Genomic DNA, 24,256 nt, shown 5'->3' on the forward strand with positions numbered 1-24,256 from the left:
CAAATATATCTAGGTCTTGGATGATGCGATCAGACTGGCGATCTTGCTGCTGCTGTCGCCGGAGCCGTAATCAGTGATATCTCTGCGCGGCTTGTACTCGGCGGTTGTCCAAAGTCTGTTCCACCCGGCCTCGACCGTCTCGACCCACTCCGTTTCGTCGCGGAGAGTGACGCAGGGGACACCATGGAAATAGGCTTCCTTCTGCAGGCCGCCTGAATCGGTAAAGACCCCCGACGCGTTGTGCGTCAGCCATGCCATGTCGAGATAACCCAACGGGTCGATCAGGCGCACACCCGTCGGGTTGACGCCGCTCTTTTCCATCAGTTTGCGCGTGCGCGGATGGACCGGCATGATCACCGGCATCTCACGTCCGCGATCCGACAGCCACTGGATCACCCGTGCAAAGCGCTGAGGATCATCGGTGTTCTCGGCCCGGTGGATGGTGGCTACCGCGTAAGTCTTTGGCGCCAGCCCGTTCCTTTCGAGAATCTTAGAGCGCCCCTTGCCCCGTTCGACGGCCGCGAGTGTCACGTCGTACATCACGTCGCCGACATGGTGGACGCCCTTCGTGATGCCTTCCGTCTTGAGGTTGGCGACCGCAGTCTGGGTCGGGCAGAAGAGCAAGGTGCTGACATGGTCGGCCATCACCCGGTTGATCTCTTCGGGCATGCGCCGATTGAAGGAGCGAAGGCCGGCTTCAACGTGAGCGACGGGGATGTGGAGTTTCGCGGCTGCGAGCGCTCCGGCTACCGTGGAGTTGGTATCGCCGTAGATGAGGACCCAATCGGGCTTCTCGGCGATCATCACTTCCTCGAGCTTTTCGAGCATCCGCCCGGTCATCGCGCCATGGCCGAGACTGTTGACCTCGAGATTATGGGCCGGAGGTGGGATATCGAGCTCTTCGAAGAACACGTCGGACATGGCCGCATCGAAGTGCTGGCCGGTATGGACGAGGATTTCGCGGATTCCGCCATGCGCCGCGAAGGCGTGGCTGACAGGCGCCGCCTTGATGAACTGGGGGCGTGCGCCGACAACGGTCAAAACGGTCAATGACATGGAAGATCCTTCGTCGAATAGCCCGGGCGTTACAGGCAACGCGGTGCCAAGTCTATCCCACCCAGTCGAGCGAACGTGTCACGGCCTTGGCCCATTCGGCATTCAGGCGGTTGCGCTCGGCGGTTGCCATGGCCGGCGTCCAGCGCTTGTCGACGGCCCAGTTTTGCACCAGCGCCTCCGTGCCGCTCCAGAAGCCGGTGGCGAGGCCGGCGGCGTAGGCTGCGCCAAGCGCGGTGGTTTCTATGACTTTGGGGCGCACGACGGGGACGTTGAGGATGTCGGCCTGGAACTGCATCAGAAGCTCGTTGACCACCATGCCGCCATCGGTGCGCAGTTCCTTGACGGCGATGCCGGTGTCCTTCGCCATCGCGTCCAGAACCTCGCGGGTCTGGAAGGCGGTCGATTCCAGTGCGGCACGGGCGATGTGGCCCTTGGTGACGAAACGGGTCAGGCCGCCGATGAGGCCGCGGGCATCCGCGTTCCAGTGGGGAGCGAAGAGTCCGGAAAAGGCTGGGACGATGGTAACGCCGCCGTTGTCCTCGACGCTGCGGGCCAGGGCTTCGATGTCGCTGCTGGCCTGGATCAAGCCCAGATTGTCACGCAGCCATTGCACGAGCGCGCCGGCAATGGCGATTGAACCTTCGAGGGCATAGACCGTCTTCGCCGTTCCGAACCGATAGCCGACGGTGGTCAGAAGACCAGCCTTCGAAGGGTAGGGCGTTTCGCCGGTATTCATGAGCATAAAACAGCCGGTGCCATAAGTGTTCTTGGCTTCGCCCGGCTGGAAGCAGGTCTGGCCCACAAGGGCGGCCTGCTGGTCGCCGAGAATGCCCGCGATGGGCACGCCGGCGAGCACGCCCTTGGCCTCGCCATAGACCTCGCTCGAGGAGAGGATTTTAGGCAGGCACGCTTCGGGAATGTCGAAGAGACGCAGGATGTCTTCGTCCCATCCGAGGCTGTGCAGGTTCATCAACTGCGTGCGACTGGCATTGGTCACGTCGGTGATGTGCCGTCCGCCATCCGGGCCGCCGGTGAGGTTCCAGACAAGCCAGGTGTCGATATTGCCGAACAGTACGTCGCCGGCTTCCGCCTTCGCGCGCGCGCCGGGCACGTTGTCGAGCAACCAGCGCAGCTTGAGGCCGGAAAAATAGCTCGCGAGCGGCAGGCCGGTCTTGCTCCTCAGTCGGTCCGGTCCGCCCTGCTTGGCGAGCGCATGAACCATGGGGTCCACGCGTGTATCCTGCCAGACGAGGGCGTTGTGTAGCGGTTTGCCGGTGCGCCGGTCCCAAATCAGCGTGGTTTCGCGCTGATTGGTGATGCCGATGGCGGCGAGGTCTTTGGCACTCAGGCCCTTCTTGTCGAGCGCCTGAGCGATGACCTCTTGCGTGTTGCGCCAGATCTCGAGCGGGTCATGCTCCACATAGCCGGGCTTGGGGTAGATCTGCTCGTGCTCTTTCTGGGCGACGGAGACGATGCTGCCTGCCTGATCGAACACGATGAAGCGCGAGCTGGTCGTGCCCTGATCGATGGCGCCGACATAGTGAGCCATGGCCTGCTCCCCAAAAGCCCGCGAGGGGCCTTGTTGTTATTGCGCGGCGACGGCAGCCGCCTTGCGCTTGGAAAGATACGCGTCGATCTTCTGGGCCGCGTCCGCAGGCACATGCAGGCCGAGCTTGGAGCGGCGCCAGAGAATGTCTTCGGCGCTGTGCGCCCACTCCCGGCGGACGAGATAATCGACCTCCGCGCTGGTCAAACCAGCGCCGAAATCCTCGCCAAGATCGGCCATGGACCCTGCGGAGCCCAGAAGCTCCTCGAGCCTCGTGCCGTAAGCTCGCGACAGCCGATAGGCAAGGGCTTCCGGTAGGAACGGCCAGCGCTTCCTCACGCCCGCAAAGAAGCGGTCGAAATCCGCATCCGGCATGTCGCCGCCGGGCAGTTTGGCCTTTTCCGTCCAGGAGGGCTTCATCGCCGGGAAATAGGCTTTCAATTCGTCGAGCGCATGCTCGGCGAGCTTGCGGAACGTCGTGATCTTGCCGCCGAAGATCGACAGGACCGGAGCCTGTCCGGCAGCGCCGTCGAGATCGAACACGTAATCGCGCGTCACCGCCGAAGCGTTGATCGAGCCGTCGTCGAAGAGCGGGCGGACGCCCGAATAGGTCCACACCACATCGGCTGGTGTGACCTGCTTTTGGAAGTGATGGTTCACGACATTGCAGAGATATTCGATCTCAGTGTTGCTGATCGTCACCTTCTTGTCGGGCACGGATTCGACCGGAATGTCCGTGGTACCGACGAGCGTGAACTTGCTCTGGTAGGGGATGGCGAACACGATGCGCTTGTCCGTGTTCTGCAGAATGAAGGCCTGTTCGGTCTCGAAGAGCTTCGGCACAACGATGTGGCTGCCCTTCACGAGGCGCACGCTCTTCGTGGTGTTCAGTCCGAGCTTGGAATTCAGCACATCCGCAACGAACGGGCCGCCCGCATTGATGATGACCCGCGCGCGGACTTCCGTCGTTTCGCCGGTCTCGATGTTCTGCAGGCTTGCGACCCACGCATCGCCTTCGCGGCGAGCCGACACAAGCTTCGTCCGCACGCGGATATCCGCGCCACGTTCCGCGGCATCGAGCGCGTTGAGCGCTACCATGCGGCTGTCTTCGACCCAGCAATCGGAATAGACAAACGCGGTGTCGAAACCGGGCTTCAGGGCTTGGCCCGCCGGATGCCGGGTCAGGTGGATCGTCTCCGTGCCGGGCAGGCGCTTGCGCGGGGCGAGGTGGTCGTAAAGGAATAGACCGAGGCGCACGAACCACGCCGGGCGGATGCCCTTTTCATGCGGCAGGATGAAACGCAGAGGCCAGATGATGTGCGGTGCGGATTCCAACAGGCGCTCGCGCTCGAACAGGGCTTCGCGCACCAGCCGGAACTCATAATATTCCAGATAGCGCAGGCCGCCGTGGATCAGCTTTGTGCTGGCGGATGACGTGTAGCCCGCGAGATCGCCCTGCTCGCAAAGCACCACGGAGAGGCCTCGGCCCACCGCATCGCGCGCGATGCCCGCGCCGTTGATGCCGCCGCCAACAATTAGAAGATCGGTCACTGTCGTCACGAAACTTGGTCTTTCCTTCAACGCCGGGCGTTCCCGGCGTCCTGCACATGATTCCTTTAGCCAACTAACGCAAGCGGAATCTGAACAATGTTCACGTCTTCCGGGCCAGGGCGAGGTTTAGCACAAAAGCGATGAGGGAGCAGAGGGCCATGACGAAACAGGCGACGAGAACCGCCCCATAGCCGCCCCACCACGTCCAGAGCGCGCCAAAGGTGAAAGGGGCGGTTGCCATGGCCAGCCTGACAGGCGTGGCAATCATGCCCTGGATCGCGCCATAATTGTCCCGTCCGAACAATTCCGGCGGCAGAAGCGCCTTTACAATCGTCATCATGCCGTTGGACGCCCCGAAAACCCCTGCGAAGATCGCGACCAGCCATGAGCCGGGCGGGATGAAGGGCAAAAGGGCGAAGGCGAGGACGCTCAGAACCATGGTTAGGACGCCGAGCGCCCTCAGGCTCAAAACCTCCTCGCCGAAGGCCATGGCGAGCCGGGCGGCAACCTGGGCCGGTCCGATGATCGAGAAGGCGGCGACGGAAGCCTCGAGGGTGAAGCCCTTCTCGGTGAGGATTGGGATGAAGTGAAGGGGGAGCCCGGTCGAGATCATCCCCTGAGCGACCGAAGTCGCAACGAACAGCCAGAAGGAAGCGCGCCGCAGGAGATGCCTGGGATGCGGGGCAGGGCTCGTTCCCGAATGGACGCTGGCCGCATGCGGAGCCGGCTTTTGATGCGGTGGAATCCAGATGGCGTGGACGACCGCGCAAATCCCGAGATTGAAGGCGGCTAGGACAAGAAGCGTCCCGCGCCAGCCGAACATTTCGATGAGGAGGTGGGTGAGGGGGATGAACACCGTGCTGGCGAAGCCGCCGATCAGCGTCATCGCGGTCAGCCCGCGCCGCGCGAAAAACCCGAGACGGCGGGCAAGGACTGCGAAACCGGGATCGTAGAACACTGCGCTCATGGCTGCGCCCATCCCGATCCAGATCAGGACGAAAAGCGGGTAGCTCTCGACCTGCGACCAGAGGGCGAGAAGAAGAGCCGCGAGAATGGAGCCGGCGGTCATAATGGTCCGGCCATGGCCTAAGTCGATCAGACGCCCGACGGGGATCGCGAAGAAGGCCGAGGAGATCAAAGCGCTCGAATAGGCCGCCGTCAGTTCGGATTTCGACCAGCCAAGGTCCTGGCCCATGGGCTCGATGAAAAGGGCGAAGGCGTAGAAGATCGTGCCATAGGAAACGAGCTGAGCCGTCGAGAGGGCAACGACGAAGCCCCAGGGCATACGGTCGGGGGAGGACATTCGAACAGGCTCGCATCCGCGCCTCATCCAGGCTCGCGAGGCGCGATCCGGGCTTTATGACAGCGGTGACGGTTGACGGATAGGTCCCCATGGCGCATATGCACAGCACGGCGTCAGCGCTCTTCGTGAGCCGCTTGGATGGGCTGCGTGACGGATATTCGCCTCCGGATAGGCGAAGGCCCGGCCCATTTCTTCAATCGCCCAGTCATCTGACAGCCCCATCACGCGGGCCGTCGCCTTGAGCCCGGCGGGACCTGTTTTCCTCATCGACCCGTCTCGCGGCTCTTCGCATCTCTTTCGAAAGACAACCGTTTTGACACTCTTTACCGATTTCGGATTGGCCCAGCCGATCCTGAAGGCCTTGGCTGCCGAGGGCTATGAGAAGCCCACGCCCATCCAGGCCCAGACCATCCCCTATGCCATGGAAGGCCGCGACGTCTGCGGCATCGCCCAGACCGGCACCGGCAAGACGGCGGCCTTCGCGCTGCCCATCCTGCACCGCTTGTCGCAGAGCCCGAAGCCACGCCAGCGCAAGAGCGCCCGTGTGCTCGTGCTCAGCCCGACCCGCGAACTCTCCGGCCAGATCGCCGACAGCTTCCGCGCCTATGGCCGCAACCTTCGGCTCACGACCACGGTGGTGTTCGGCGGCGTGACCATCTCCCGCCATGAGAAGGAGCTGGCGAACGGCGTCGACGTGCTCGTCGCCACGCCCGGCCGCCTGCTCGATCTCATTGACCGCAGATCGCTCTCTTTGCGCGATATCGAGATCCTCGTCCTCGACGAGGCGGACCAGATGCTCGATCTCGGCTTCATCCATGCGTTGAAGCGCATCGTGACCCTGCTGCCGAAGGATCGTCAGAGCCTCTTCTTCTCCGCCACCATGCCGAAGACCATTTCGACACTGGCCGAGTCGTTCCTGCGCAATCCGGCGCATGTGGCAGTGACGCCTGTCGCCACCACCGCCGAGCGCGTCGAGCAGAGCGTCATGTTCGTGTCCACCGGCCGGAAGCAGGCGCTGCTCGAAGTGGTGCTGCGCGATCAGTCCATCGATCGCGTCCTCGTCTTCACCCGCACCAAGCACGGCGCCGACAAGGTCGTGCGTTCGCTCGACAAGGCGGGCATCGTTTCCGCCGCGATCCACGGCAACAAGTCTCAGCCGCAGCGCGAAAAAGCGCTTGCCGCGTTCCGCGCCGGGACCTGCCGGGTGCTTGTCGCGACCGACATCGCCGCGCGCGGCATCGACGTCGAAGGCGTTAGCCACGTGGTGAACTACGATCTGCCGAACGTGCCGGAATCTTACGTCCACCGCATCGGCCGCACGGCCCGCGCGGGTGCTACGGGTCTGGCGATCTCGTTCTGCAACGATGAAGAGCGCGCTTATCTGCGCGACATCGAAAAGCTGACCCGCCTGCAAGTGCCGGTGATGCCGTTGCCGGAAGGCTTTTCCGCTGGTCCGATGGGTGGCGAAGCGGCCGAACCACGCCGCGAGCAACAGCGCGGACGTCCCGCCGGGCATTCGCGTGGGCATCAGGGACACGGCCAGCCGCGCAACACCGACCCGAATGCGGAGCGCGGCCCGAAGCGCCGCCGCCATCGCGGGCCGAAGCCTGCGAATGCGGGACAGCCGAATGGCGGCCAGCGGCCCGCTCAGGCTCAACCGGCTCAAGGACAGCGCAAGCCGCAAGGCCAGCCCGCGCAGAAGCGCTCCGAACATCGGGGCGACGGCGCGCAGGTGGCGTGGCTTGACAAGGGGCCGCGCCGCCGCTGAGGGCAGCTTTAGTGAATGCGAGAGGCGCCGTCTTCGGACGGCGCCTTTTTCATGCGCAAGCGGCTACAAGCAGATACCTATGCAAGGCCAGGGACGATAGTAGGGGTAATAGTACCTGTACGGGTAATAGTACCTGTAAGGGCGATAATACCTGTAGCGGTGATAATACCCGTAATGGTGGTAATGCCTGTAGCGGTGATAGTAGCGAGGTCCTCTCCACCAGCAACGATAGGGGCCGCAGACCCATCGGGCTTGCGACACCAGATTGCCGGCTTCTTCAGCGATGCGAGGATTCGGGCCGAATGGCGTTGCATGGGCGGGCATGAGCGCACCGGCGAATGCGAGACCTCCCACCATTGCGATTGCGGCGAGCGCAGACTTCATGGCGGCCTCCTCAAAAGGAGTAGGGCAGACCGCGCATGATAGGAGGTCAGCTTGGTGTGAGGTTGATCTTTGTCAGCCGAACGCTGCCTGTGACGAAGAGCAGCGGGTTCAGGTGCTCAATGATAGGGGTCTGCCGCGTCGCGTAATCCGTCGCCCATGAAGTTGAAGGCGAGCACGATAATCACCACCGGCACGATGGGGAAGAGAAGCCACGGATGAAGCTGCACGGCAGCGAGATTCTGCGCCTCGTTGAGAAGAACGCCCCAGCTTGTGACAGGTGGGCGCAAGCCCAGGCCCAGGAAGGACAGAGCCGTCTCGCCTAAGATCATCGACGGGATCGAAAGCGTCGCCGACGCGATGAGATGGCTCATGAAATTCGGAATGAGATGGCGCGCGATGATGCGCTGCTTCGATGCACCCATCAGCTCCGCGGCTTTCACGAAATCCTCCTCGCGCAGAGACAGAAGTTTTGAGCGCACAGCCCGCGCAAGGCCCGGCCAATCGAGAAGGCCGAGAATGATGGTGATGCCGAAGAAGACGAGGACCGGGCTCCAGTTCGGCGGCAGCGCCGCCGACAAAGCGAGCCATAACGGCAATTCCGGCAGCGACCGCAAAATCTCGATCATGCGCTGAATGACGTGATCGACCCAGCCGCCAAGATAACCGGCGAGCCCGCCGAAGAAGAGCCCCAGCGCAAACGACACCGCAATGCCGACGATGCCGATGGTGAGCGAGATGCGGGCGCCATAGATGATGCGCGAGAGAAGATCGCGTCCAAGGCGGTCGGTGCCGAGAATGAACAGCGTACCATCCGTCGGCGGGCAGAAGAGATGCACATCGCCCGGCACGAGCCCCCAGAAATCGTATCCTTCGCCGCGACAGAAGAAACGGATTGGCTGTGGCTTCGACGTATCGACAGTGTAGACGCGCCTGAACGTGTCGAAGTCAAAGCGATATTCGTAAGGATAGACGAAGGGCCCTACGAGCTTTCCTTCATGCATCAGGTGAACGCGTTGAGGCGGCGCATAAAGAAAATCGCCGTTGCGTTGGCTCTGATTGTAGGGCGCGATGACTTCGACAAAGGGCACCAACAAGTAGAAGCCGAGCAGGATGAAAGCCGCCGCGAGCGCCACCTTGTGCCGCCGGAACTTCCACCACATCAACTGCCAGGAGGACGCGCGGTAGTAGCTTTCGTTCTCGGACCCTACCGGTTCCGATGCGCCGGGGTCGAAAGGCGCGGGGTCGACATAATGCTGCTTCGATAGTGCGGCCTTGTTCATCGCCTGCCTCCCAGCCGGATGCGCGGATCGAGCCACGCGAGCAGGAGATCCGAAATCAGCATTCCAACCACCGTGAGAACGGCGACGAACATCAGGATGAAACCGGCGAGAAACTGATCCTGGCTTTTCAGCGCGCTGAGCAGGATGGGTCCGACCGTCGGCAGGCTGAGCACCAACGACACCAACACCGAACCGGAAATGAGATGCGGCAGGAGATTGCCAATATCCGCGATGAAGGGATTGAGCGACATGCGGAAGGGATATTTCAGAAGAGCCGTGCGCGGCGCGAGGCCCTTCGCCTTTGCCGTCACGTAATATTGCTTGCCGAGTTCATCGAGCAGGTTGGCGCGCATGCGTCGGATCATCGCTGCGGTGCCGCCGAGCCCGATCACGAGCGTCGGCACCACGAGATGCGACAGGAGCGAGCGGACCTTCTCCCAGGTCCAGGGCTGCCCGGCGAATTTTGCATCATAGAGCCCGCCGATGGACACATCGAACCAGCGGTTCGCATAATACAGGAGGATCAAGGCGAGCAGGAAGCTCGGGGTCGCCAGCCCAATATAACCGATGAAGGTCGCGATGTAGTCGCCGAGCGAATATTGCCGCGTCGCCGAATAAATCGCGATGGGGATCGAGACGAGGTGAATGAAGATGACCACCGCGAGGTTGACGAGAAGCGTCAGCCACAGCGCATCGCCCAGAACCTCGGTCACCGGCTTGTCGTATTCGAACGACCAGCCCCAATCGCCCTGCAGCAGGCCGGAAAAGCCGTTGGGGCCGGGCATCACGCCGATCCAGACGAGATATTGCTCCCAGGCGGGACGGTCGAGGCCGTATTGCTTGATCAGAAATTCCGCTTTGGCGATGGAGGCGGATTCACCTTGCGCGCGCAGCTCCGCGATCTGGTTCGTCAAAAAGTCGCCGGGCGGCAGCTTGATGATGAAGAACACAAGCGCCGAGATGATGACGAGCGTCACGGCCATAGTGGCGAAGCGGCGCAGCAGAAAGCGGATCATCGGCTCGCCTCTTTGGCGACGGGTTTGCTCCAAAACATTTCATCGAGCCGGTAGATGCCGATCATCGCTGTCGGCTCCCAGCTATAGATTGCCTTTTCGGGCAGTCCCTGCAATCCCTCGCGGACCACGATGGGCTGGAGAGCGCCGGCGACCGTGCCGATGGTCCATTGGTTCTCGACATGGTTGCGCAACATCTCGCGCCACGCATCGTTCTGGACAAGGTCATCGTCCGTATCGAGCCAGGTCTGGTAGAGCTCGATCAGACGTTTGGCCTCGGGGATGTCGATGGGTTCGCCGTTCTTTCCTTGCGTTTCGACGTACTGCCCCCATTTCGGCCAGGCGAGATTATCCTGTCGCATCGGCGCGAATTCCGTCGGCGGCATGACATCGGTTGGAACCGCGTTGTCGAAGCCTTGGCCCGCCGTCATGATGGTGAGGCCGGCAAAGGCTCGGTTGCGCAGCACCGTTCGGTCCTGCGGCTTCACAAAAAGTTTCACGCCGATTTCGCGCCAGAATTCGCCAATCAGGGTCAGTCCGTCGACGACCAAGCTGCTCTCGCCATCCGTCTCGACGATGATTTCAAGCTCGCGTCCGTCAGGCAAAAGGCGGATGCCTGCGCCGTTGCGTTTGGTGAGCCCGATCCGGTCGAGGAGGTTGGAGGCGAGGACGGGATCGTATCGGGCATTGTCGGTCCGCAGCTCGGGGGAGAAGAGCGGGCTCTGCGACATGACAGTGTTGTTGCCCTCCGTTCCAAGGCCGAAAAGCAGAGCGTTGTTCAACGTCTTGCGGTCGATGCCGAAAGAAAGCGCCCGGCGGAAACGCACATCGCGGTTGAGCTTGCGCCAGACCGGGTCTGTCGTGTTCAGATTAGGATAAAGCGCAAGTTCCGAGCCGCGGGCATAGGGCCACAACAAGGTTCTATAGTTGTGGGCCTTCTCACCCTCCTTGAGCACCGGCACGTCATTCATCGACAAACCCCGGAACAGAAGGTCGACCTCGCCCGCGTTGGCCTTTGCCGCAAAAAGCCCGGGGGACGCGACATCCATGATGATGCGGTCGATATAGGGCAGCTGGTGCCCCCGGCTGTCGATGCGGTGGTAGTAGGGGTTACGCTCGAAGATGAAGCGCGTCGCGGGTGCGTTGGTCGTGACTCGCCAAGGCTGAAGCGTCGGCAGATCCGGGTTCGTCTGCTCCTTCATGTCGTCGATGCGGTTGTGCAGGGCGGCCCAGGATTTCAGCTTCTGCTTCTTGGCTAGTTCTTCGAGCTGCGCCTTGTCAGCGTATTTCGCGTGGAAGCGCTTGAGATAGGCGGAGGCGCGGAAGATGCCGGGGTCCAGCGGCCCCGCGAGTTGCGGCAGGAAACGCGGATTGGGCTTGTCCCATGTGTAGCGAACCCTGCGAGCATCGAGCACCTCGAAGCGCGGCAGCTTGCCATCGCGGATCATGAATTCCGGCGGCCCGGAAGGCGACAGGTCTTTGTTGAGCGCCACGTCCTCCCAGTAGTAGCGGAAATCCTCCGAGGTGAAGGGCGAGCCGTCCGACCAGCGATGGCCTTCGCGGATGGTGAAGGTGAAAACGCGGTCACCTTCGTCATCGACTTTTTCCAGTAGATCCGGTTGGAGCTTCAGATTGCGGTCGTAGCCGATGAGCCGCGTATAGGCGTAGGCCGAGATGTAGCGGATGTCGCGGGCGCGCGGCACAAGTGTGACGATGTCCCCGCCATAGCGCCCGTCCTGGCCGCTTTGTGGGTTGGCTATCAGCGGCGTTTTCGGAATGCGGTTTTCAAGGGGCGGCAACTTGCCTTGTAGAACCTGCTCCGCAAAGAAGGGCGGCTCGCTGTAACGCTGGGCGAAAGCTGGCAGCGTCAGAAGGCTGAAAATCACGGCGACGCAAAAAGTCCTGATGCCAAACATTACGCCGCCTCCTGCGCCGCCCGGTAACTCAAGCGCACCTTATGGCCGGGCTCGATCTCCTTCATGACACCGGCTTCGCCGTGCAGCAGGCGGAAAGGCTCCGGCCATTGGGAGGGGGCGGAGAAACGATCCGCGCGCAGCTTCGCGAAATCGAGCGGCCGGTCGATGTCCGGATCGGGAACGGCGGCGAGCAGCGCCTGCGTGTAAGGATGGACCGGGTTACGGAAGAGTGAGATTTTTGGCGCTTCCTCGACGATGTAGCCGCGGCACATCACGGCAATGGTGTCGGCGATGTAGTCCACCACCGCGAGGTTGTGCGAGACGAAGAGATAGGAGAGGCCGAGCGCCGATTGCAGGTCCTTCAACAGGTTCAAAACCTGCGCCTGCACGGACACGTCGAGTGCGGAAACGGGCTCGTCGCAGAGAAGAACACGCGGTTCGAGCGCAAGCGCGCGTGCAATGCCGAGGCGCTGGCGCTGGCCGCCGGAGAAGGAATGCGGATAGCGCCGCAGCGAGCGCTTATCGAGCCCGACCATGTCGAGCAATTGCTTGGCCCGCGCATAGCGTTCGTCGGGCGTGCCGATCTCGTGAATGCGCAAAGGCTCGGTCAGGATTTCATAGACCGTCATGCGCGGGTTGAGCGACGAGAACGGGTCCTGAAAGATGAACTGCACGGAACGACGATATTCAGTGAGCGCATCGCCTTGAAGCTCGAAGACATCGCGCGGGCCGAGGCCATTGTCGAACAGGACACGCCCGGAATCCTGATGCATCGCCCGCATGATCATCTTGGACACGGTCGTCTTGCCGCAACCCGACTCGCCGACAAGGCCGAGCGTCTTGCCCACGGGCAGAGAGAGGTTGACGTCGCTGACGGCGCGGATTTTCAACATCTTACCGGAGAACCAACCCGCGCGTAGCGTGTAGCTCTTGGTCAGGTTCTCCACTTTCAGGATCGGTCCCTTGGGCTCGATGCGCTCCGGCGCGTGGGCCGAGGCGAGGGTGGCGCTCTTGATCTCGCGGATCGGCGTCAGGCGCTCGTCCGGGGCCATAGCGAAGCGCGGCACGGCGCGCATGAGCGCCTGGAGATAGGGGTGTTGTGCGTTGCGAAAAATATCCTCGCGCGAGCCTGTTTCCGTGACACGCCCGCGATACATCACCACGACCTCGTCGGCGATGTTCGCCACGACGCCGAGATCGTGGGTGATGAGCAGCACCGACATGCCGGTCTCGGCCTGCAACTCCTTGATGAGGTCGAGGATCTGCGCCTGCGTCGTCACGTCGAGCGCGGTGGTCGGCTCGTCCGCGATGAGCAGGGCAGGGCGGGTGATGAGCGCCATGGCGATCATGGCGCGCTGCCGCAGGCCGCCGGATAGCTCGAATGGATAGGTGGTCAGCGCGCGCTTCGGATCGGGGAACCCGACGCGCGCCAGCTTATCCATGGTCCTCTTGCGAGCCTCCCCCCGACTGACGCGGGCGTGAATGAGGAGCGCTTCGGAGATCTGATCGCCGATGGTGTGGAGCGGCGAGAGCGAGGTCATCGGCTCCTGGAAGATCATGGCGATGCGCCCGCCGCGCAGCGCGTGCATGGCGTCGCTCTCCGCGCCAAGCGCGGCAATATCGTAAGAGGCGTTCTGGGGGTCGTTGAAGACGATGGAGCCGCCCGAGATATGGGCTTTTTTCGACAGGATCTGGAGAATGGCGTGCGCGGTGACGGATTTTCCGGAGCCGGATTCCCCGACCAGCGCCACGGTTTTGCCCTTCGGAATGTCGAAGGACAAACCGTTTACCGCCCGGAAGTCTCCGGTCTCAGCCTTGAAATCGACCGTCAGCTGACGGATCGACAGGAGCGGCGTCTCCATAGGCTCCTCCAGCGGCCTTGAGCATAACGCATTAAGGCCCAACCGTGATCCTGTCTGGGTTACGAAACAACTCGTCTATTCGCAAGAAATGGATGTTCCTTGCGGCGAAATACGCCAGTAGCCGCTCACAGAAGATCCAGATCGCTTCATCATGGACCAGATGATGGGTTAAAATTCCAATCGGCTCGTTTCTGTCCGCTGCGCCAGTGAAGCGGCGGCTGATCGCCTCGGAAAGAGCGGTGAGGATTTGCGCGGGCTCGAGAACGCTTCGCGAGCCGTGCCAGTCGATAGGATCGACGTGCGTGTTGATCTGGACGAGGTCTGGAGCCGGACACAACGTTTTCCGGTCCGTGAAGGTCGAAAGCGCCCGGTATCCCTCCCGCGACAAAAGTGGCCCGAGGCTGGGAGAGATCCGGTTCCAGGGCGGCACGAAGACGGGCAGAAGCTTTTCTCCCAGAGACATTCTGGCGGTCCTGAGCGCTTCTCCCGCCTCGTGCGCCATGACATCGACCGGACGATGGTCGCCGAACTCGGCCTTTTTCTCGCTCGGCGGCGCGTGATTGGTGTGGCGCGATCCATGGACGAGCGCGAAAACCCGGTCTTCCCCCGCCAGCCGAAGGGCGAGAGAAGGCGTAAGAGCATGCGGAATGGCGGCAAGTGCCAAGCCGGCCTCGTAACGGCCGACAAGATCGAGCAGACGGTCAAGTTCGGGCGTATGGGCCACCGCATCATCATCCCGCCACCAAAAGCCGAGGGCGCAGCCTTCGTCCTTCGCACCGTCGAGCGCATCGGTGAGCGTAGACCAGTTGACCGCGCGATGAAGCGCGGGTGTTGAGAGGACAAGATTCTCGACAATGGCGACGCTTCTCTTTGCTCCGTCGAGCGATACCGCAGGCGCGTCCGGCGCAGGGCGCGCCAGGCTTGAGCGAATGGCGTTGGCCAGATGTTCGGGAGAGAGGGCATCCTCCGGCACGATTTCAGCCAGGCCGATTTCCTTGAGGCGTTCCGCGCGGAGGCGTTGCTCGGTTTCGTGACCCGCCTCGAACGGCACGAAGACCGGCCTGACACCGGCGCGGAGAATGTCGACGACCGTATTGTACCCCGCCTGACTGACCGACAGCGCCGCGCGGGAGAGCAGAGCGCGGAAATCGGATCGCGCCCGTTCGACGCTCACATGCGATGGAGCGAGTGCGCGAAGCGATAGGAAATCCGCGTCCTCCACTCCGGGGCCGATCAGGATGCGCCACGCCCTGTCAGCGACAAGCCACGCTGCCTCGATGCTTGTTCGATAGAGCGGAAGGCTCGCTGCGCTCGACCCGCCGGAGACAATGATGCCATCTCGCTCCGCTTCCGGCAGTGTAGTGCCGTTCTCGTCCACATAGCCGGTGTAGTGCAGGAGGGGGCGGGTGCGGTCGTCCACCGGCCAGGACGCTTCGAGCGGAACGAGCGCCGGATCGCCGTGGACGAGCACGGCGTCGTAATCCCGCACGAGCCGCGTATGCGCTTCCGCAATCCGGTCCGGTTTCGTCGGAGCGACGAGGATGTCGCGGATCGAGCAGACGATGAGCGGCCGGGGCGACTGTTGACGTGCTTCCTCGATAAGCGCGTCAAATTCGCTCGCCAGCACACGACGGCCGAAAGGAAAAAGCTCGGTGATGACCACATCGGGTCGGGCGGCGTGGAGGGTTTTGAGCAGAAGATCGCGGCGGTCGGCAAGGCCCCGTTTGTTGATCGGCTGGCCTTCTTCATCCAGCAGCGTCCGGAAGTCGGTGTCGCGCGTCTTCACGGGCGGCAGTTGCACGAGTGAGATGCCATCCGTGGCAGAGAGTGGGATGGCGCTTCCGCCGGAAATAAGCGTCACCTCGTGTCCTGCCTTCGCGAAGGCGCGCGCGAGGGCGGCGGCGCGGGTGAGGTGACCGGCGCCGAGAAGATGCGTGACGGCGATCAGCACGCGCATGTCATGCCTCGACTTTCGCGAGAAGCGGGGTCAGCGCCGCGCGCAGCCGCAGCGCCGCGTGATCGAGCCCACGCTCTTCCGCAACGAAGCGGCGAGCGGAAAGAGCGAGACGTTTTCTCCGGTCTTCGTCGAAAAGCAGTGTTCTCAGCGCATCCGCAAACGCAGCAGTGTCTCCGGGGTCGGTCAGGAGGCCGGTCGTTTCATGCTCCACCACGCTCGCAACGCCGCCATAGGCTCCCGCTACAACCGGGCAGCCGAAGCGCTGCGCCTCCAGCAGAACCATTCCGTAGGCTTCATTGACAGCGGGCCAGACAAAAAGATCGGCTTGCTCGTAGAGCGCGCGCAGGTGCGCTTTGTTCTCGACCTGCCCATGAAAGCGCACGCGTGGGCCAAAGGGCGCGAAGAGGCTTATGACCTTGCCTCGCGCCTCGCCATCACCGACGATGTCGAGTGTCCACGGCTGAAGGCGCACGTTGTTGAGAGCCGCGGCAAGAAGGCGATAGGATGCGAGTTTGTCACCATCGCGCATCATCGCGACGGTCAACAGGCGCGGTTCGAAATCATCGCGAGGAAGCGGCGCGGCCTCAGGCCATTCCTGCACATCGAGGAACGGCGGCAGGTCGATGAGAGCTTGGTGGGACGGTCGCGCTGTCTCCAGTGCCGCACGGTCGTGAGCTGTCATGACCAAGATGACGTCCGCACGGTCGAGCGCCGCTTCTGCTCCCTGGTGATTGAGCGCCCACGGACCTTGAGCGCGTTTTGCCGCGCGCGATCCCTCGGCGATGACATAGGGAATGTGCAGCGCATCCGCGACGGCAGGGCCGATCCAGTCGGGCGCTTTGTAATAGACGTGGTAGGTAAACCAGAGACAGGGGCGCTGATCCGCAGCAAGACGGCGAGAATGTGTGATCAAACGCGATGCGGCCTCAAGCGACTGTTCCTTGATCCGTTGTTGAACCTCCGCGTCTCCCGCCTTGTCGAGTGTACGAATTTCGCTGGCGAGAGCAGGGGGAAAGCCTGCCCGGTCGAGAGCCTTCATCAGCAAGCGCGCCATGGTGCGATCGCCCGAGGGAGAAGGGGAGTTCGGGCTCTTCAAGGGCGCATAGAAGGCGACAGGCCTTGAGAGGTTCACGCGGGCACCGGTTCTCTCAGTTGGGGAGCGGTGGCGCCGCGAAATCGTCTCTCCAGATCGTCGATGCCACCCTCCATCGAGAAGTCGCGCCGCAACCGCTCGAAAGCCGCTTCGCCGAGGGCCTTTCTCCGCTCGGGATCGCGAGAAAGAAGGTTGAGAGCGTTCGACAGCGCTTCCCAATCGCCTGGCGGAACGAGTTGTCCCTCGATGCCGTCGCGGATGAATTCGGGAATGCCAGCAAAATCGGTCGCGACCAGCGGAAGCTTCTGGCTTGCGGCCTCCATCAGCACGTTCGGCAATCCGTCTCGATCACCGGACGCAGCCTTCTTCGAGGGCAACACGAAAAGATCCGCCTCGCGCAAAAGCGCAATCACATCGGGTTGCGCCTTCGCGCCGAGGAATGCCACTTTGTCGGCGATACCCGCGCGCTGCGCCTGCGCCTTCAACGTGTTGATCAACTCCCCGCCGCCGACATGCGCAAAGCGCCAATGCAGGCCGGGCGGCAGCGCGGCGAGCGCCTTGATGAGATCGTCAAAACCCTTCTTCGCCACGGCCCGCCCGACGGACACGATGCGGACGGGGTCGGCAGGGTTCGCGCCGTCGCGTACGGAATGGCTCTCCGGCGGCGCGGGAAAACGGGACAGGTCTAGACCGTGATAGACGAGCGAGACGTGATCGGGCGAAGGGCTCAACGCCTTCAGGTTTTCCGCGCCATGCGCCGTGCATGTCACGCCCCAGCGCGCTTCGGCGAGCTTTTCGCGCTTTTCCCATTCAGGCGTCGTCCAGATGTCCTTGGCATGAGCGGAGAACGTCCACGGCCTTTCCGTCAGCAAAGCCGCGTAACGCACGACGGACGCGGGCGTGTGGAGGTAATGCACATGCAGATGCCCGACCTCCGCGGGCAATTCGCGCGCCATGACGAAAGCCTGTCCGAGACGCCGGACCCGGTTGGCGGTAAAGTCGCGTCGCAAGTCTGTCCAGAACGCGCGCATCAGCGCGCCGAAGCGCGGTTGCTTCAGGCTCCAGAACGCGCTTTTCAACACACGCAGCGGCTCCTCGTAGAGGTATTCAGGCAGATAGGTCACGCGCGCCTTGATCTTGCGATTCATCGGATGCACGGCCCGCTCCGTCGGATGACGGAGAGACCAGATCTCAAGCGCCAGGCCGCGCCCTTCGAGCGCAAGAATTTCCTGGGCGATGAACGTCTCGGAGAGGCGCGGATAACCTTTGACGACGACGGCGATGCGTCGGGCTTCGGGCGAAGGATGCATTCTAACTGTTACTCGGCCGCCTGACGATAGGCGGCAACATGGGTGTGTTTCGGCTCGATCAAAGCCTTAAGGCGCGTCTGCACCCGGTCAAGACCGTCGAGCAGGTCGGGTATCACCACCTCTGACGGGCGCGGCTGCGTGGACAGGCTCCGCAGGGCCGCCGCCATGCGTTCCGGCGTGCGCGGTTCGGCGTAGTCACTCAGCATCCGTACGAGCCCGAGCCGCTGGGCTTCGACGGCGCGGATATATTGCTCCAACCGGGGCCGGGTGCGCGGCACGATGAGCGTGCGCTTGTTGAACGAAAGCGCCTCGCAGAAGGTGTTGTAGCCGCCCATGGCGACAATCGCCTCGGCCTTCTGCATCAACAATTCGATCTTGTTGTCGAAGGACAGGGCGTCGAGCTTGAGCTGGCGGTTGATGCGCTCCATGAAGGAGCGCCGCTTGTCCCGGTCGATGAACGGGCCGAACAGGATCAGCGCCGGCATTTCCAGCGCCTTGTCCGCTTCGTAAGCCGAGATGACCCAGTCGATCAGATCATCGCCGTCGCCGCCGCCGCCGGTGGTGACGAGGATGAAGGGCTGCTTCGTGATCTTGGGATAACGGGTCAGGGACGGCGTGGCCGGAATTTCCCGGCGCAGATAGCCGGTATAGGTGATGCGCCGCTCTACATGCGGGGGAAGGTCGAGCGCGGCGAGCGGCTGATAGACATCCTTCAACCCATAGACCCAGATCTCGTCATAATAGCGAATTAGGGCCGCCTTGGCGTCTTTGCGCTCCCACTCGGGAACGAGGAGCGCGGGCTCGTCCATCACGTCCCGGATGCCCAGAACGAGCCGGCAGGGCGTGCCCTGGAGGTAATCCAGCGCGGGCAGGACCTCGCCGCGAAAACCCGTTGGTTCCTTGTCGACAATGAACACGTCCGGCTGGAAGGACTTGACCGCCTGCAGGATGAGTGCCTGACGCAAGCCTACTGCTTCGTCGAGCTCCACATTGAGGTTGAGGCTGCGGTAGTCCCCATCCGGCAACTTTGTCACGCCTGGAATGCGAATGTAATCGACGCCGCTGCCGAATTCGAAGCTGCCGATGAGGGGCGAGCCCGAAATGATCACGACCGACGCGCCGGGGCTGTCCTCGACGATCGCGTTCGCGATGGCGCGCGACCGGCGCAAATGCCCGAGTCCGAACGTATCGTGGCTGTAAATGAGGACACGCGCGCCATCATAGCGCCGGGTCGAAGCCTTGATGACAGGGGCGACGGCGGCCTCGCGGGCTACGACCAAGTCTGCCATGGGGGACGTCCTATAATAGGAAAGGTGATATTGACGCTACGTCAATTGGTGTCGATCCCGAGCCTTGCAATAGCCTCCAGGTCAAATTATGGCGACGTCACCATTCGGAAAGAGGCCTTCGTCCATGGCAGTGAAAATGGTATCGTCGCGCTGATGGAAAAAAGCCTTTTTCGCTATATCTGGACGCATTCCAAACGCGACCAAATGATTGTCTGCGCAGTGGTTCTCGCTTCGCAGCCGTTCTATTTCCTGTCGCTGGACCTGCCTCGCCAAATTGTGAACCAGGCGATCCAGGGCGAGGCTTTCAGGGACGGCAACGCCACCGCGCCTTTCCTGAAAATGACCCTCCACTGGCCGGAGTGGCTCGGCGGTGGCTCGACCTTGTTGTTCGACGGGTTTCAGCTGAGCCGCGTCGGCCTGCTGCTCGGGCTGTCCTGCCTTTTCCTGTTCTTCGTCATCGTCAACGGCGCATTCAAATATTGGATCAACGTCGCCAAGGGCGTGCTCGGCGAGCGCATGCTGCGCCGTCTCCGATTCGACCTGTTCACGATGGTGCTGCGCTTCACGCCGGATGCCCTGCGCACGGTGAAGTCGTCGGAAACCGCCACAATCATCAAGGACGAGGTGGAGCCCATCGGCGGTTTCATCGGGGATGCCTTCATCACCCCGGTTTTTCTCAGCATGCAGGCGTTGACCGCCCTGTTCTTCATCATGGTGCAGAACGTCTCGCTCGGCCTCATGGCGCTCGCCGTCGTGGCGATTCAGCTGGTGGTGATTCCGCGTCTGCGACGCGAACTTCTCGTCCTCGGCCGGGAACGCCAATTGGCCTCGCGTGAACTGGCCGGACGCATTGGCGAGGTCCTCGACGGCATCGAGGTCGTGCATGTGCACAACGCCTATGACTGGGAGCGGGCCGAGATCGGCAATAGGCTCTTCACGCTCTATGACCTGCGAGTCAAAATCTACAACCGAAAGTTCGTCGTCAAATTCCTCAATAACTTCCTGTCCCAGCTAACGCCGTTCTTTTTCTACGCGGTCGGCGGTTATTTCGCGTTGCGCGGCACGCTCGACATCGGTCAGCTCGTGGCCGTCATCGCCGCCTATCGCGAATTGCCGCCGCCGTTGAAGGAATTGATCGACTGGGACCAGCAGCGCCTCGACGTGCAGGTGAAGTACGATCAGGTCACCCAGCACTTCGCGGAGGAGCGCCTTGCGCCCCTGCTCGAGGCGAAACCTGTCATAGTCGACGACACTCCGCTGACCGGCCTACTCGAAGCCGAAAGCCTTCGCGTGCCGGACCCGCACGGGGGCATGGTTCTCGATGGAGCCGCCTTCCGCCTGGAGCTTCCCACCAGCGTCGCGCTGATCTCCAACGGAGGCACGGCGGCGAGCGTCACGGCTCAGATCGTGGCGCGGCGCGTGTCGGGCTTCGGTGGCCAGGTCCACATCGGCCACCGGGACCTGACGCAGCTTCCGACCTCGGTCACGGGCCACCGGATCGCTTACGCGGGTCTCGACCCCATCCTGTTTCCCGGCAGCATTCGCGACAATCTCGTTTACGGCCTGCGGAGGAAGCCGGAGGTCGGTGCCGAGGATGCCCGCTGGAAGGACCGGCGCATCGCTGAGGCGCTGCGAACGGGCAATCCGGTCGATGACATTGCGGGGCCCTGGATCGACTATGACCAGATCGGCGTGAGCGACGAGGATGACCTCGACCGGGTGCTGGTCGAATGGCTGAATCGCATCGGCATGGGCACCGAGATCTATCTCTTCGGTCTTGCCGAGCAGATGGACCCCGAGCGCTATCCGCACGTGGCGGAGAGGATCGTCGAGGCGCGGCGGCGCCTGCGCGAGACCTTTCAGGCGGACGACATGAGGGGCCTCGTCGTTCCATTCGATGCAAACCGCTATAACGATCAGGCGACGATTGCCGAAAACCTCTTATTCGGGGTGCCGGTGTCGGAAGACTTCATGGGGCGCAATCTTGCCCTCAACAAGGATTTCAGCGGTGCCATCGACCGCGCCGGCCTGACGGATGATCTTGTGACCATGGGCATCCAGATCGCCGAGACGATGACGGAAATCTTCGAGGGCCTGCCTCCGGGGCATTCCCTATTCGAACAATTCTCCTTCATCGGGGCGGACGAATTGCATGACTTTGAGGCCATCCTGCGTCGCCGCCGGAGGACGGACGTGCTCGGTAAGGACGACCGAGTGAAGCTCCTCTCACTGCCTCTGGACTATATCGAGCCGAGGCATCGTCTCGGGTTGCTCGACGACGGTTTGAGGCTCCGCCTCGTCCGGGCGCGGGCGCTTGTGCGCGAGACACTGGAGCGGTCCGGCATGAGGGGGGTCGAGTTCTACGATCCCGACCGGATCTGCGCGGCTGCGCCAGTACGGGACAATCTTCTGTTCGGCCGGGTCAGCTACCGGGTTGCAGCAGCTCGGCACCGCGTCGCCGCGGCGGTGTCCTCGGTCGTTGCTGAACTCGGGCTGCGAGAGGATATCGAGCGCATCGGCCTCGACCACGAGGTCGGCACGGCCGGACGCCTGCTGACGGCACAAGAGCGCGCCAGCATCAATCTGGTTCGCTGCCTCGTGAAGAAGCCCGACATCCTCGTGGTCGATGGGGCGCTGGCGCCCTTTGACGAAAGCCGTGCTCGACAGATGACCGATCTCCTGATCGATCTTTTCGAAAAGCAGAGCCTGTTTATGGTGGTGCCGAACGACCGGCAGGCGCAGGGCTTTCAAATTCAGATGCGGTTTCGTGACGGACAGATTACGACAGAGAAGACAGGCGGCCCGGCTCGTGGGGACAACCCCAAGCCGGAAACCGCCTCACGGATAGCGGGAGAGGTGGTATGACCCTTGAAACCGAGGTTCAATCCTTGCGGCAGGTGCCGATGTTCCGGGACATCGATCCCGCCCGACTGAAGCTTCTCGCCTTCACGAGCGAGCGAGTGCAGTTCGCCGACGGGCAGCGCTTTTTCTCGCAAGGGGACGCCTCCGACGCGGCCTATGTGATCCTCGACGGGCGGGCGCACGTGCTGCTCAATACGCCGAACGGGGAAATCCAGGTGGCCGAACTGTCCGGTAATGCCCTTGTCGGGGAGATGGGCATTTTGTCCGACACGCCACGCTCCGCGACCATCATGGCGGCCGAGCCGACGACGGCTCTGCGCATCGACAAGCGGGTTTTCCTCGAGCTTTTGGCCCAATTCCCGCAAATGTCGCTCGCCGTCATGCGGGAATTGGCGCAGCGACTTGAGCGGACCAATGCTCAGCTTGTCGCACAGTCGTCATCTTAAGTTTCGCTGAAAAATAAGGATTTTCGGAGAGGTAATCCGGAATTTCGACGGCCTGCTCCGTGCTCTTACGGCCAAGCTGACCGATTCTCGTCACAACTGCCCGCCAAGCCTTGTCGCATAACGACACAAGGGAACGATCCGGCTTTTCGGCCTGATCGAGCGGGAAAACGTGATGCCGACCAACGCGAGCACGCCGCCAGGCGCGACGCTGCCGCAGCCCGTTCAGGCTGCGCGCGCGAGCTTCGGGCGACGACAACGAACCTCTTTCGGTCCAGTCCAGGAGATCGGAGCCTCAGGAGCATGGCTGTACAGCCGCGTGTTCCGCGTTCTCGCCTCCGTCGGACTGCTGATCGGCTTTCAGGGCATGACGGTGGCCCCCGCGGCGGTCGCAACTCTGCCCAGCGCGTTGATCGCGAGGCCGTTTGCCCCTGCACCGCGCGATATCGAAGCCGACATCAAGGTGGAACTGCCTCCGCTGATCAACGCTCCGGAAATCTTCGGAGCCATTCCTGAAACGGCCTTCACTCCCAAGGAAAAACCCCTCGCCAAACTGCCGCCAGTGCCGGCCGATGCTGAATACTCCGTCGAGAACCCCGATGAGATCATCCCCTTCAGCGGGCGAAACGCACCGCGCTGGCTGGTTCATTCGATCCTGAAAGCCGCCCGCGTGACTGGCGTCGATCCGGTCTACATGATGACCCTCGCCGACATTGAATCGAGCCTGTCGCCGGAGGCGAAGGCCCCGACCTCCACCGCCGAGGGCCTTTTCCAGTTCATCGACCGCACCTGGCTGGAGACCGTATTCAATCACGCCAGCGACTATGGCTTCTCCGCCGCCGCGGAGGCGATCCGCATGGTCGATGGCGAGCCGGTTGTCATCAAGGCGAAGGATCGCGAATGGATCATGAATCTGCGCTGCGATCCTTACTTCTCGGCGCTCATGGCGGGCGAGTTGATCAAGGACATCGAGCGCGCGCTGCAGGCTCAGGGCGAACGGGAGTTGTCGGAAGCAGAACTCTACATCGCCCACTTCCTTGGGGCGGGAAGCGCGGTGCGGTTCCTCGAGGTCCTCGACAAAGACCCCAACATGAAGGCGTCGAAGCTTTTCCCGCAGGCGGCGAAAGCCAATACCGGCCTGTTCATGGAAGGCCGCGGCCGCAAGCGCCGCTCAGTCACCGTCGCCGAGTTCTACAACAACATCGATTCCAAGATCGTCAAACGGATGGACCGCTACGAGGATATCGGCCCCTACATCGCCGAAGTCACGCGCATGTCCGGACGGACGCAGCAGGCGACCGTCATCGCACGATAGAGTATCCGATCTGACAGGATCAGATCGGAAAATGCTCTGATCAGAAAGCCTTGAACGTGATGATCGTGTGCGTGTCCGCGATGTCGGAGATCGATTGCACGTTTTCGGCGATGAAATGGCCGATATCGACCCCATCATCCACGTGGAACTTGGCCAGGATGTCGTAGTTTCCGGCGGTCGAGTAGATCTCGGACGCGATCTCCCGGTCGGCGAGCGCGTTGGCGACGTTGTAGGTCTTGCCGAGTTTGCATTTGATCTCGACGAAGAAGGTTTGCATGGGGCGCTCCCGGTGACGCTGATTTGGAGGG

Annotated in this window: 17 protein-coding genes; 4 read left to right on the forward strand and 13 right to left on the reverse strand. The window is 62.4% G+C overall.

Annotated elements, in window-relative coordinates; genetic code table 11:
• Positions 1 to 9: 9 nt before the first annotated feature.
• The 4 genes from wecB to HB375_RS09410 all read right to left on the reverse strand — a co-directional run bounded on the left by wecB (position 10) and on the right by HB375_RS09410 (position 5,456).
• Positions 10 to 1,056 carry a non-hydrolyzing UDP-N-acetylglucosamine 2-epimerase gene (gene wecB, locus HB375_RS09395; RefSeq protein ID WP_167672741.1) on the reverse strand — a complete coding sequence of 349 codons (1,047 nt, stop codon included), beginning with the start codon at positions 1,054 to 1,056 and terminating at the stop codon, positions 10 to 12.
• 52 nt (positions 1,057 to 1,108) lie between these two features.
• Complete coding sequence (gene glpK, locus HB375_RS09400) at positions 1,109 to 2,605, reverse strand: glycerol kinase GlpK (protein WP_167672742.1); 1,497 nt, start codon at positions 2,603 to 2,605, stop codon at positions 1,109 to 1,111.
• A 36-nt stretch (positions 2,606 to 2,641) separates the two neighbouring features.
• Positions 2,642 to 4,162: a glycerol-3-phosphate dehydrogenase gene (gene glpD, locus HB375_RS09405; protein ID WP_167672743.1), complete on the reverse strand. Its 1,521-nt coding sequence runs from the start codon at positions 4,160 to 4,162 to the stop codon at positions 2,642 to 2,644.
• A gap of 91 nt (positions 4,163 to 4,253) precedes the next feature.
• Positions 4,254 to 5,456 (reverse strand): MFS transporter, encoded by a 1,203-nt coding sequence (locus HB375_RS09410; protein ID WP_167672744.1) that lies wholly within the window; start codon positions 5,454 to 5,456, stop codon positions 4,254 to 4,256.
• 313 nt (positions 5,457 to 5,769) lie between these two features.
• On the opposite strand from HB375_RS09410, the gene HB375_RS09415 reads away from it, so the two are divergent.
• Complete coding sequence (locus HB375_RS09415; protein WP_167672745.1) at positions 5,770 to 7,224, forward strand: DEAD/DEAH box helicase; 1,455 nt, start codon at positions 5,770 to 5,772, stop codon at positions 7,222 to 7,224.
• 500 nt (positions 7,225 to 7,724) lie between these two features.
• On the opposite strand, the gene HB375_RS09420 is transcribed toward HB375_RS09415, so the two are convergent.
• From HB375_RS09420 to HB375_RS09455, 8 genes are all read right to left on the reverse strand, one after another.
• The gene (locus HB375_RS09420) at positions 7,725 to 8,888 is read right to left on the reverse strand and encodes an ABC transporter permease (RefSeq protein ID WP_167672746.1); all 1,164 of its coding nucleotides are present in this window, start codon (positions 8,886 to 8,888) and stop codon (positions 7,725 to 7,727) included.
• Positions 8,885 to 9,904, reverse strand: a complete 1,020-nt coding sequence (locus HB375_RS09425; RefSeq protein WP_167672747.1) for an ABC transporter permease — start codon at positions 9,902 to 9,904, stop codon at positions 8,885 to 8,887. The genes HB375_RS09420 and HB375_RS09425 overlap by 4 nt, the downstream gene beginning before the upstream one ends.
• Entirely contained in the window at positions 9,901 to 11,817 is a 1,917-nt protein-coding gene (locus tag HB375_RS09430) for an ABC transporter substrate-binding protein (protein ID WP_167672748.1), read from the reverse strand. Before HB375_RS09430 ends, HB375_RS09425 begins: the two co-directional genes overlap by 4 nt.
• Positions 11,817 to 13,679: an ABC transporter ATP-binding protein gene (locus HB375_RS09435; protein WP_167672749.1), complete on the reverse strand. Its 1,863-nt coding sequence runs from the start codon at positions 13,677 to 13,679 to the stop codon at positions 11,817 to 11,819. The genes HB375_RS09430 and HB375_RS09435 overlap by 1 nt, the downstream gene beginning before the upstream one ends.
• A gap of 31 nt (positions 13,680 to 13,710) precedes the next feature.
• Positions 13,711 to 15,636: a glycosyltransferase gene (locus HB375_RS09440; RefSeq protein WP_167672750.1), complete on the reverse strand. Its 1,926-nt coding sequence runs from the start codon at positions 15,634 to 15,636 to the stop codon at positions 13,711 to 13,713.
• A 1-nt stretch (position 15,637) separates the two neighbouring features.
• A complete protein-coding gene (locus HB375_RS09445; protein ID WP_167672751.1) occupies positions 15,638 to 16,690 on the reverse strand; it encodes a glycosyltransferase family 4 protein in 1,053 nt (350 codons plus the stop codon).
• A gap of 74 nt (positions 16,691 to 16,764) precedes the next feature.
• Positions 16,765 to 18,039, reverse strand: coding sequence for a glycosyltransferase family 4 protein (locus HB375_RS09450; protein WP_167672752.1), 1,275 nt, complete (start codon positions 18,037 to 18,039; stop codon positions 16,765 to 16,767).
• 8 nt (positions 18,040 to 18,047) lie between these two features.
• Positions 18,048 to 19,328 carry a glycosyltransferase family protein gene (locus HB375_RS09455; RefSeq protein ID WP_167672753.1) on the reverse strand — a complete coding sequence of 427 codons (1,281 nt, stop codon included), beginning with the start codon at positions 19,326 to 19,328 and terminating at the stop codon, positions 18,048 to 18,050.
• 30 nt (positions 19,329 to 19,358) lie between these two features.
• Between HB375_RS09455 and HB375_RS09460 the strand changes: the two genes are divergently transcribed.
• The 3 genes from HB375_RS09460 to HB375_RS09470 all read left to right on the forward strand — a co-directional run bounded on the left by HB375_RS09460 (position 19,359) and on the right by HB375_RS09470 (position 23,948).
• Complete coding sequence (locus tag HB375_RS09460) at positions 19,359 to 22,193, forward strand: ABC transporter transmembrane domain-containing protein (protein ID WP_246728432.1); 2,835 nt, start codon at positions 19,359 to 19,361, stop codon at positions 22,191 to 22,193.
• A complete protein-coding gene (locus HB375_RS09465; RefSeq protein ID WP_167672754.1) occupies positions 22,190 to 22,636 on the forward strand; it encodes a Crp/Fnr family transcriptional regulator in 447 nt (148 codons plus the stop codon). The genes HB375_RS09460 and HB375_RS09465 overlap by 4 nt, the downstream gene beginning before the upstream one ends.
• 172 nt (positions 22,637 to 22,808) lie before the next feature.
• Complete coding sequence (locus tag HB375_RS09470; protein WP_167672755.1) at positions 22,809 to 23,948, forward strand: transglycosylase SLT domain-containing protein; 1,140 nt, start codon at positions 22,809 to 22,811, stop codon at positions 23,946 to 23,948.
• A 40-nt stretch (positions 23,949 to 23,988) separates the two neighbouring features.
• On the opposite strand, the gene HB375_RS09475 is transcribed toward HB375_RS09470, so the two are convergent.
• Positions 23,989 to 24,225, reverse strand: coding sequence for an Lrp/AsnC ligand binding domain-containing protein (locus HB375_RS09475; protein ID WP_167672756.1), 237 nt, complete (start codon positions 24,223 to 24,225; stop codon positions 23,989 to 23,991).
• Positions 24,226 to 24,256 lie beyond the last annotated feature (31 nt).

The sequence above is a fragment of the Microvirga terricola genome (assembly GCF_011777495.1).
GTDB classification, from domain to species: domain Bacteria; phylum Pseudomonadota; class Alphaproteobacteria; order Rhizobiales; family Beijerinckiaceae; genus Microvirga; species Microvirga terricola.

What these genes read in the sequence shown, in the direction of transcription:
- wecB (WP_167672741.1), bottom strand. Translation starts at nt 1,056, where the DNA reads ATGTCATTGACCGTTTTGACCGTTGTCGGCGCACGCCCCCAGTTCATC.
- glpK (WP_167672742.1), bottom strand. Translation starts at nt 2,605, where the DNA reads ATGGCTCACTATGTCGGCGCCATCGATCAGGGCACGACCAGCTCGCGC.
- HB375_RS09410 (WP_167672744.1), bottom strand. Translation starts at nt 5,456, where the DNA reads ATGTCCTCCCCCGACCGTATGCCCTGGGGCTTCGTCGTTGCCCTCTCG.
- HB375_RS09420 (WP_167672746.1), bottom strand. Translation starts at nt 8,888, where the DNA reads ATGAACAAGGCCGCACTATCGAAGCAGCATTATGTCGACCCCGCGCCT.
- HB375_RS09425 (WP_167672747.1), bottom strand. Translation starts at nt 9,904, where the DNA reads ATGATCCGCTTTCTGCTGCGCCGCTTCGCCACTATGGCCGTGACGCTC.
- HB375_RS09430 (WP_167672748.1), bottom strand. Translation starts at nt 11,817, where the DNA reads ATGTTTGGCATCAGGACTTTTTGCGTCGCCGTGATTTTCAGCCTTCTG.
- HB375_RS09435 (WP_167672749.1), bottom strand. Translation starts at nt 13,679, where the DNA reads ATGGAGACGCCGCTCCTGTCGATCCGTCAGCTGACGGTCGATTTCAAG.
- HB375_RS09440 (WP_167672750.1), bottom strand. Translation starts at nt 15,636, where the DNA reads ATGCGCGTGCTGATCGCCGTCACGCATCTTCTCGGCGCCGGTCACCTC.
- HB375_RS09445 (WP_167672751.1), bottom strand. Translation starts at nt 16,690, where the DNA reads ATGGCGCGCTTGCTGATGAAGGCTCTCGACCGGGCAGGCTTTCCCCCT.
- HB375_RS09450 (WP_167672752.1), bottom strand. Translation starts at nt 18,039, where the DNA reads ATGCATCCTTCGCCCGAAGCCCGACGCATCGCCGTCGTCGTCAAAGGT.
- HB375_RS09455 (WP_167672753.1), bottom strand. Translation starts at nt 19,328, where the DNA reads ATGGCAGACTTGGTCGTAGCCCGCGAGGCCGCCGTCGCCCCTGTCATC.
- HB375_RS09465 (WP_167672754.1), top strand. Translation starts at nt 22,190, where the DNA reads ATGACCCTTGAAACCGAGGTTCAATCCTTGCGGCAGGTGCCGATGTTC.
- HB375_RS09470 (WP_167672755.1), top strand. Translation starts at nt 22,809, where the DNA reads ATGCCGACCAACGCGAGCACGCCGCCAGGCGCGACGCTGCCGCAGCCC.
- HB375_RS09475 (WP_167672756.1), bottom strand. Translation starts at nt 24,225, where the DNA reads ATGCAAACCTTCTTCGTCGAGATCAAATGCAAACTCGGCAAGACCTAC.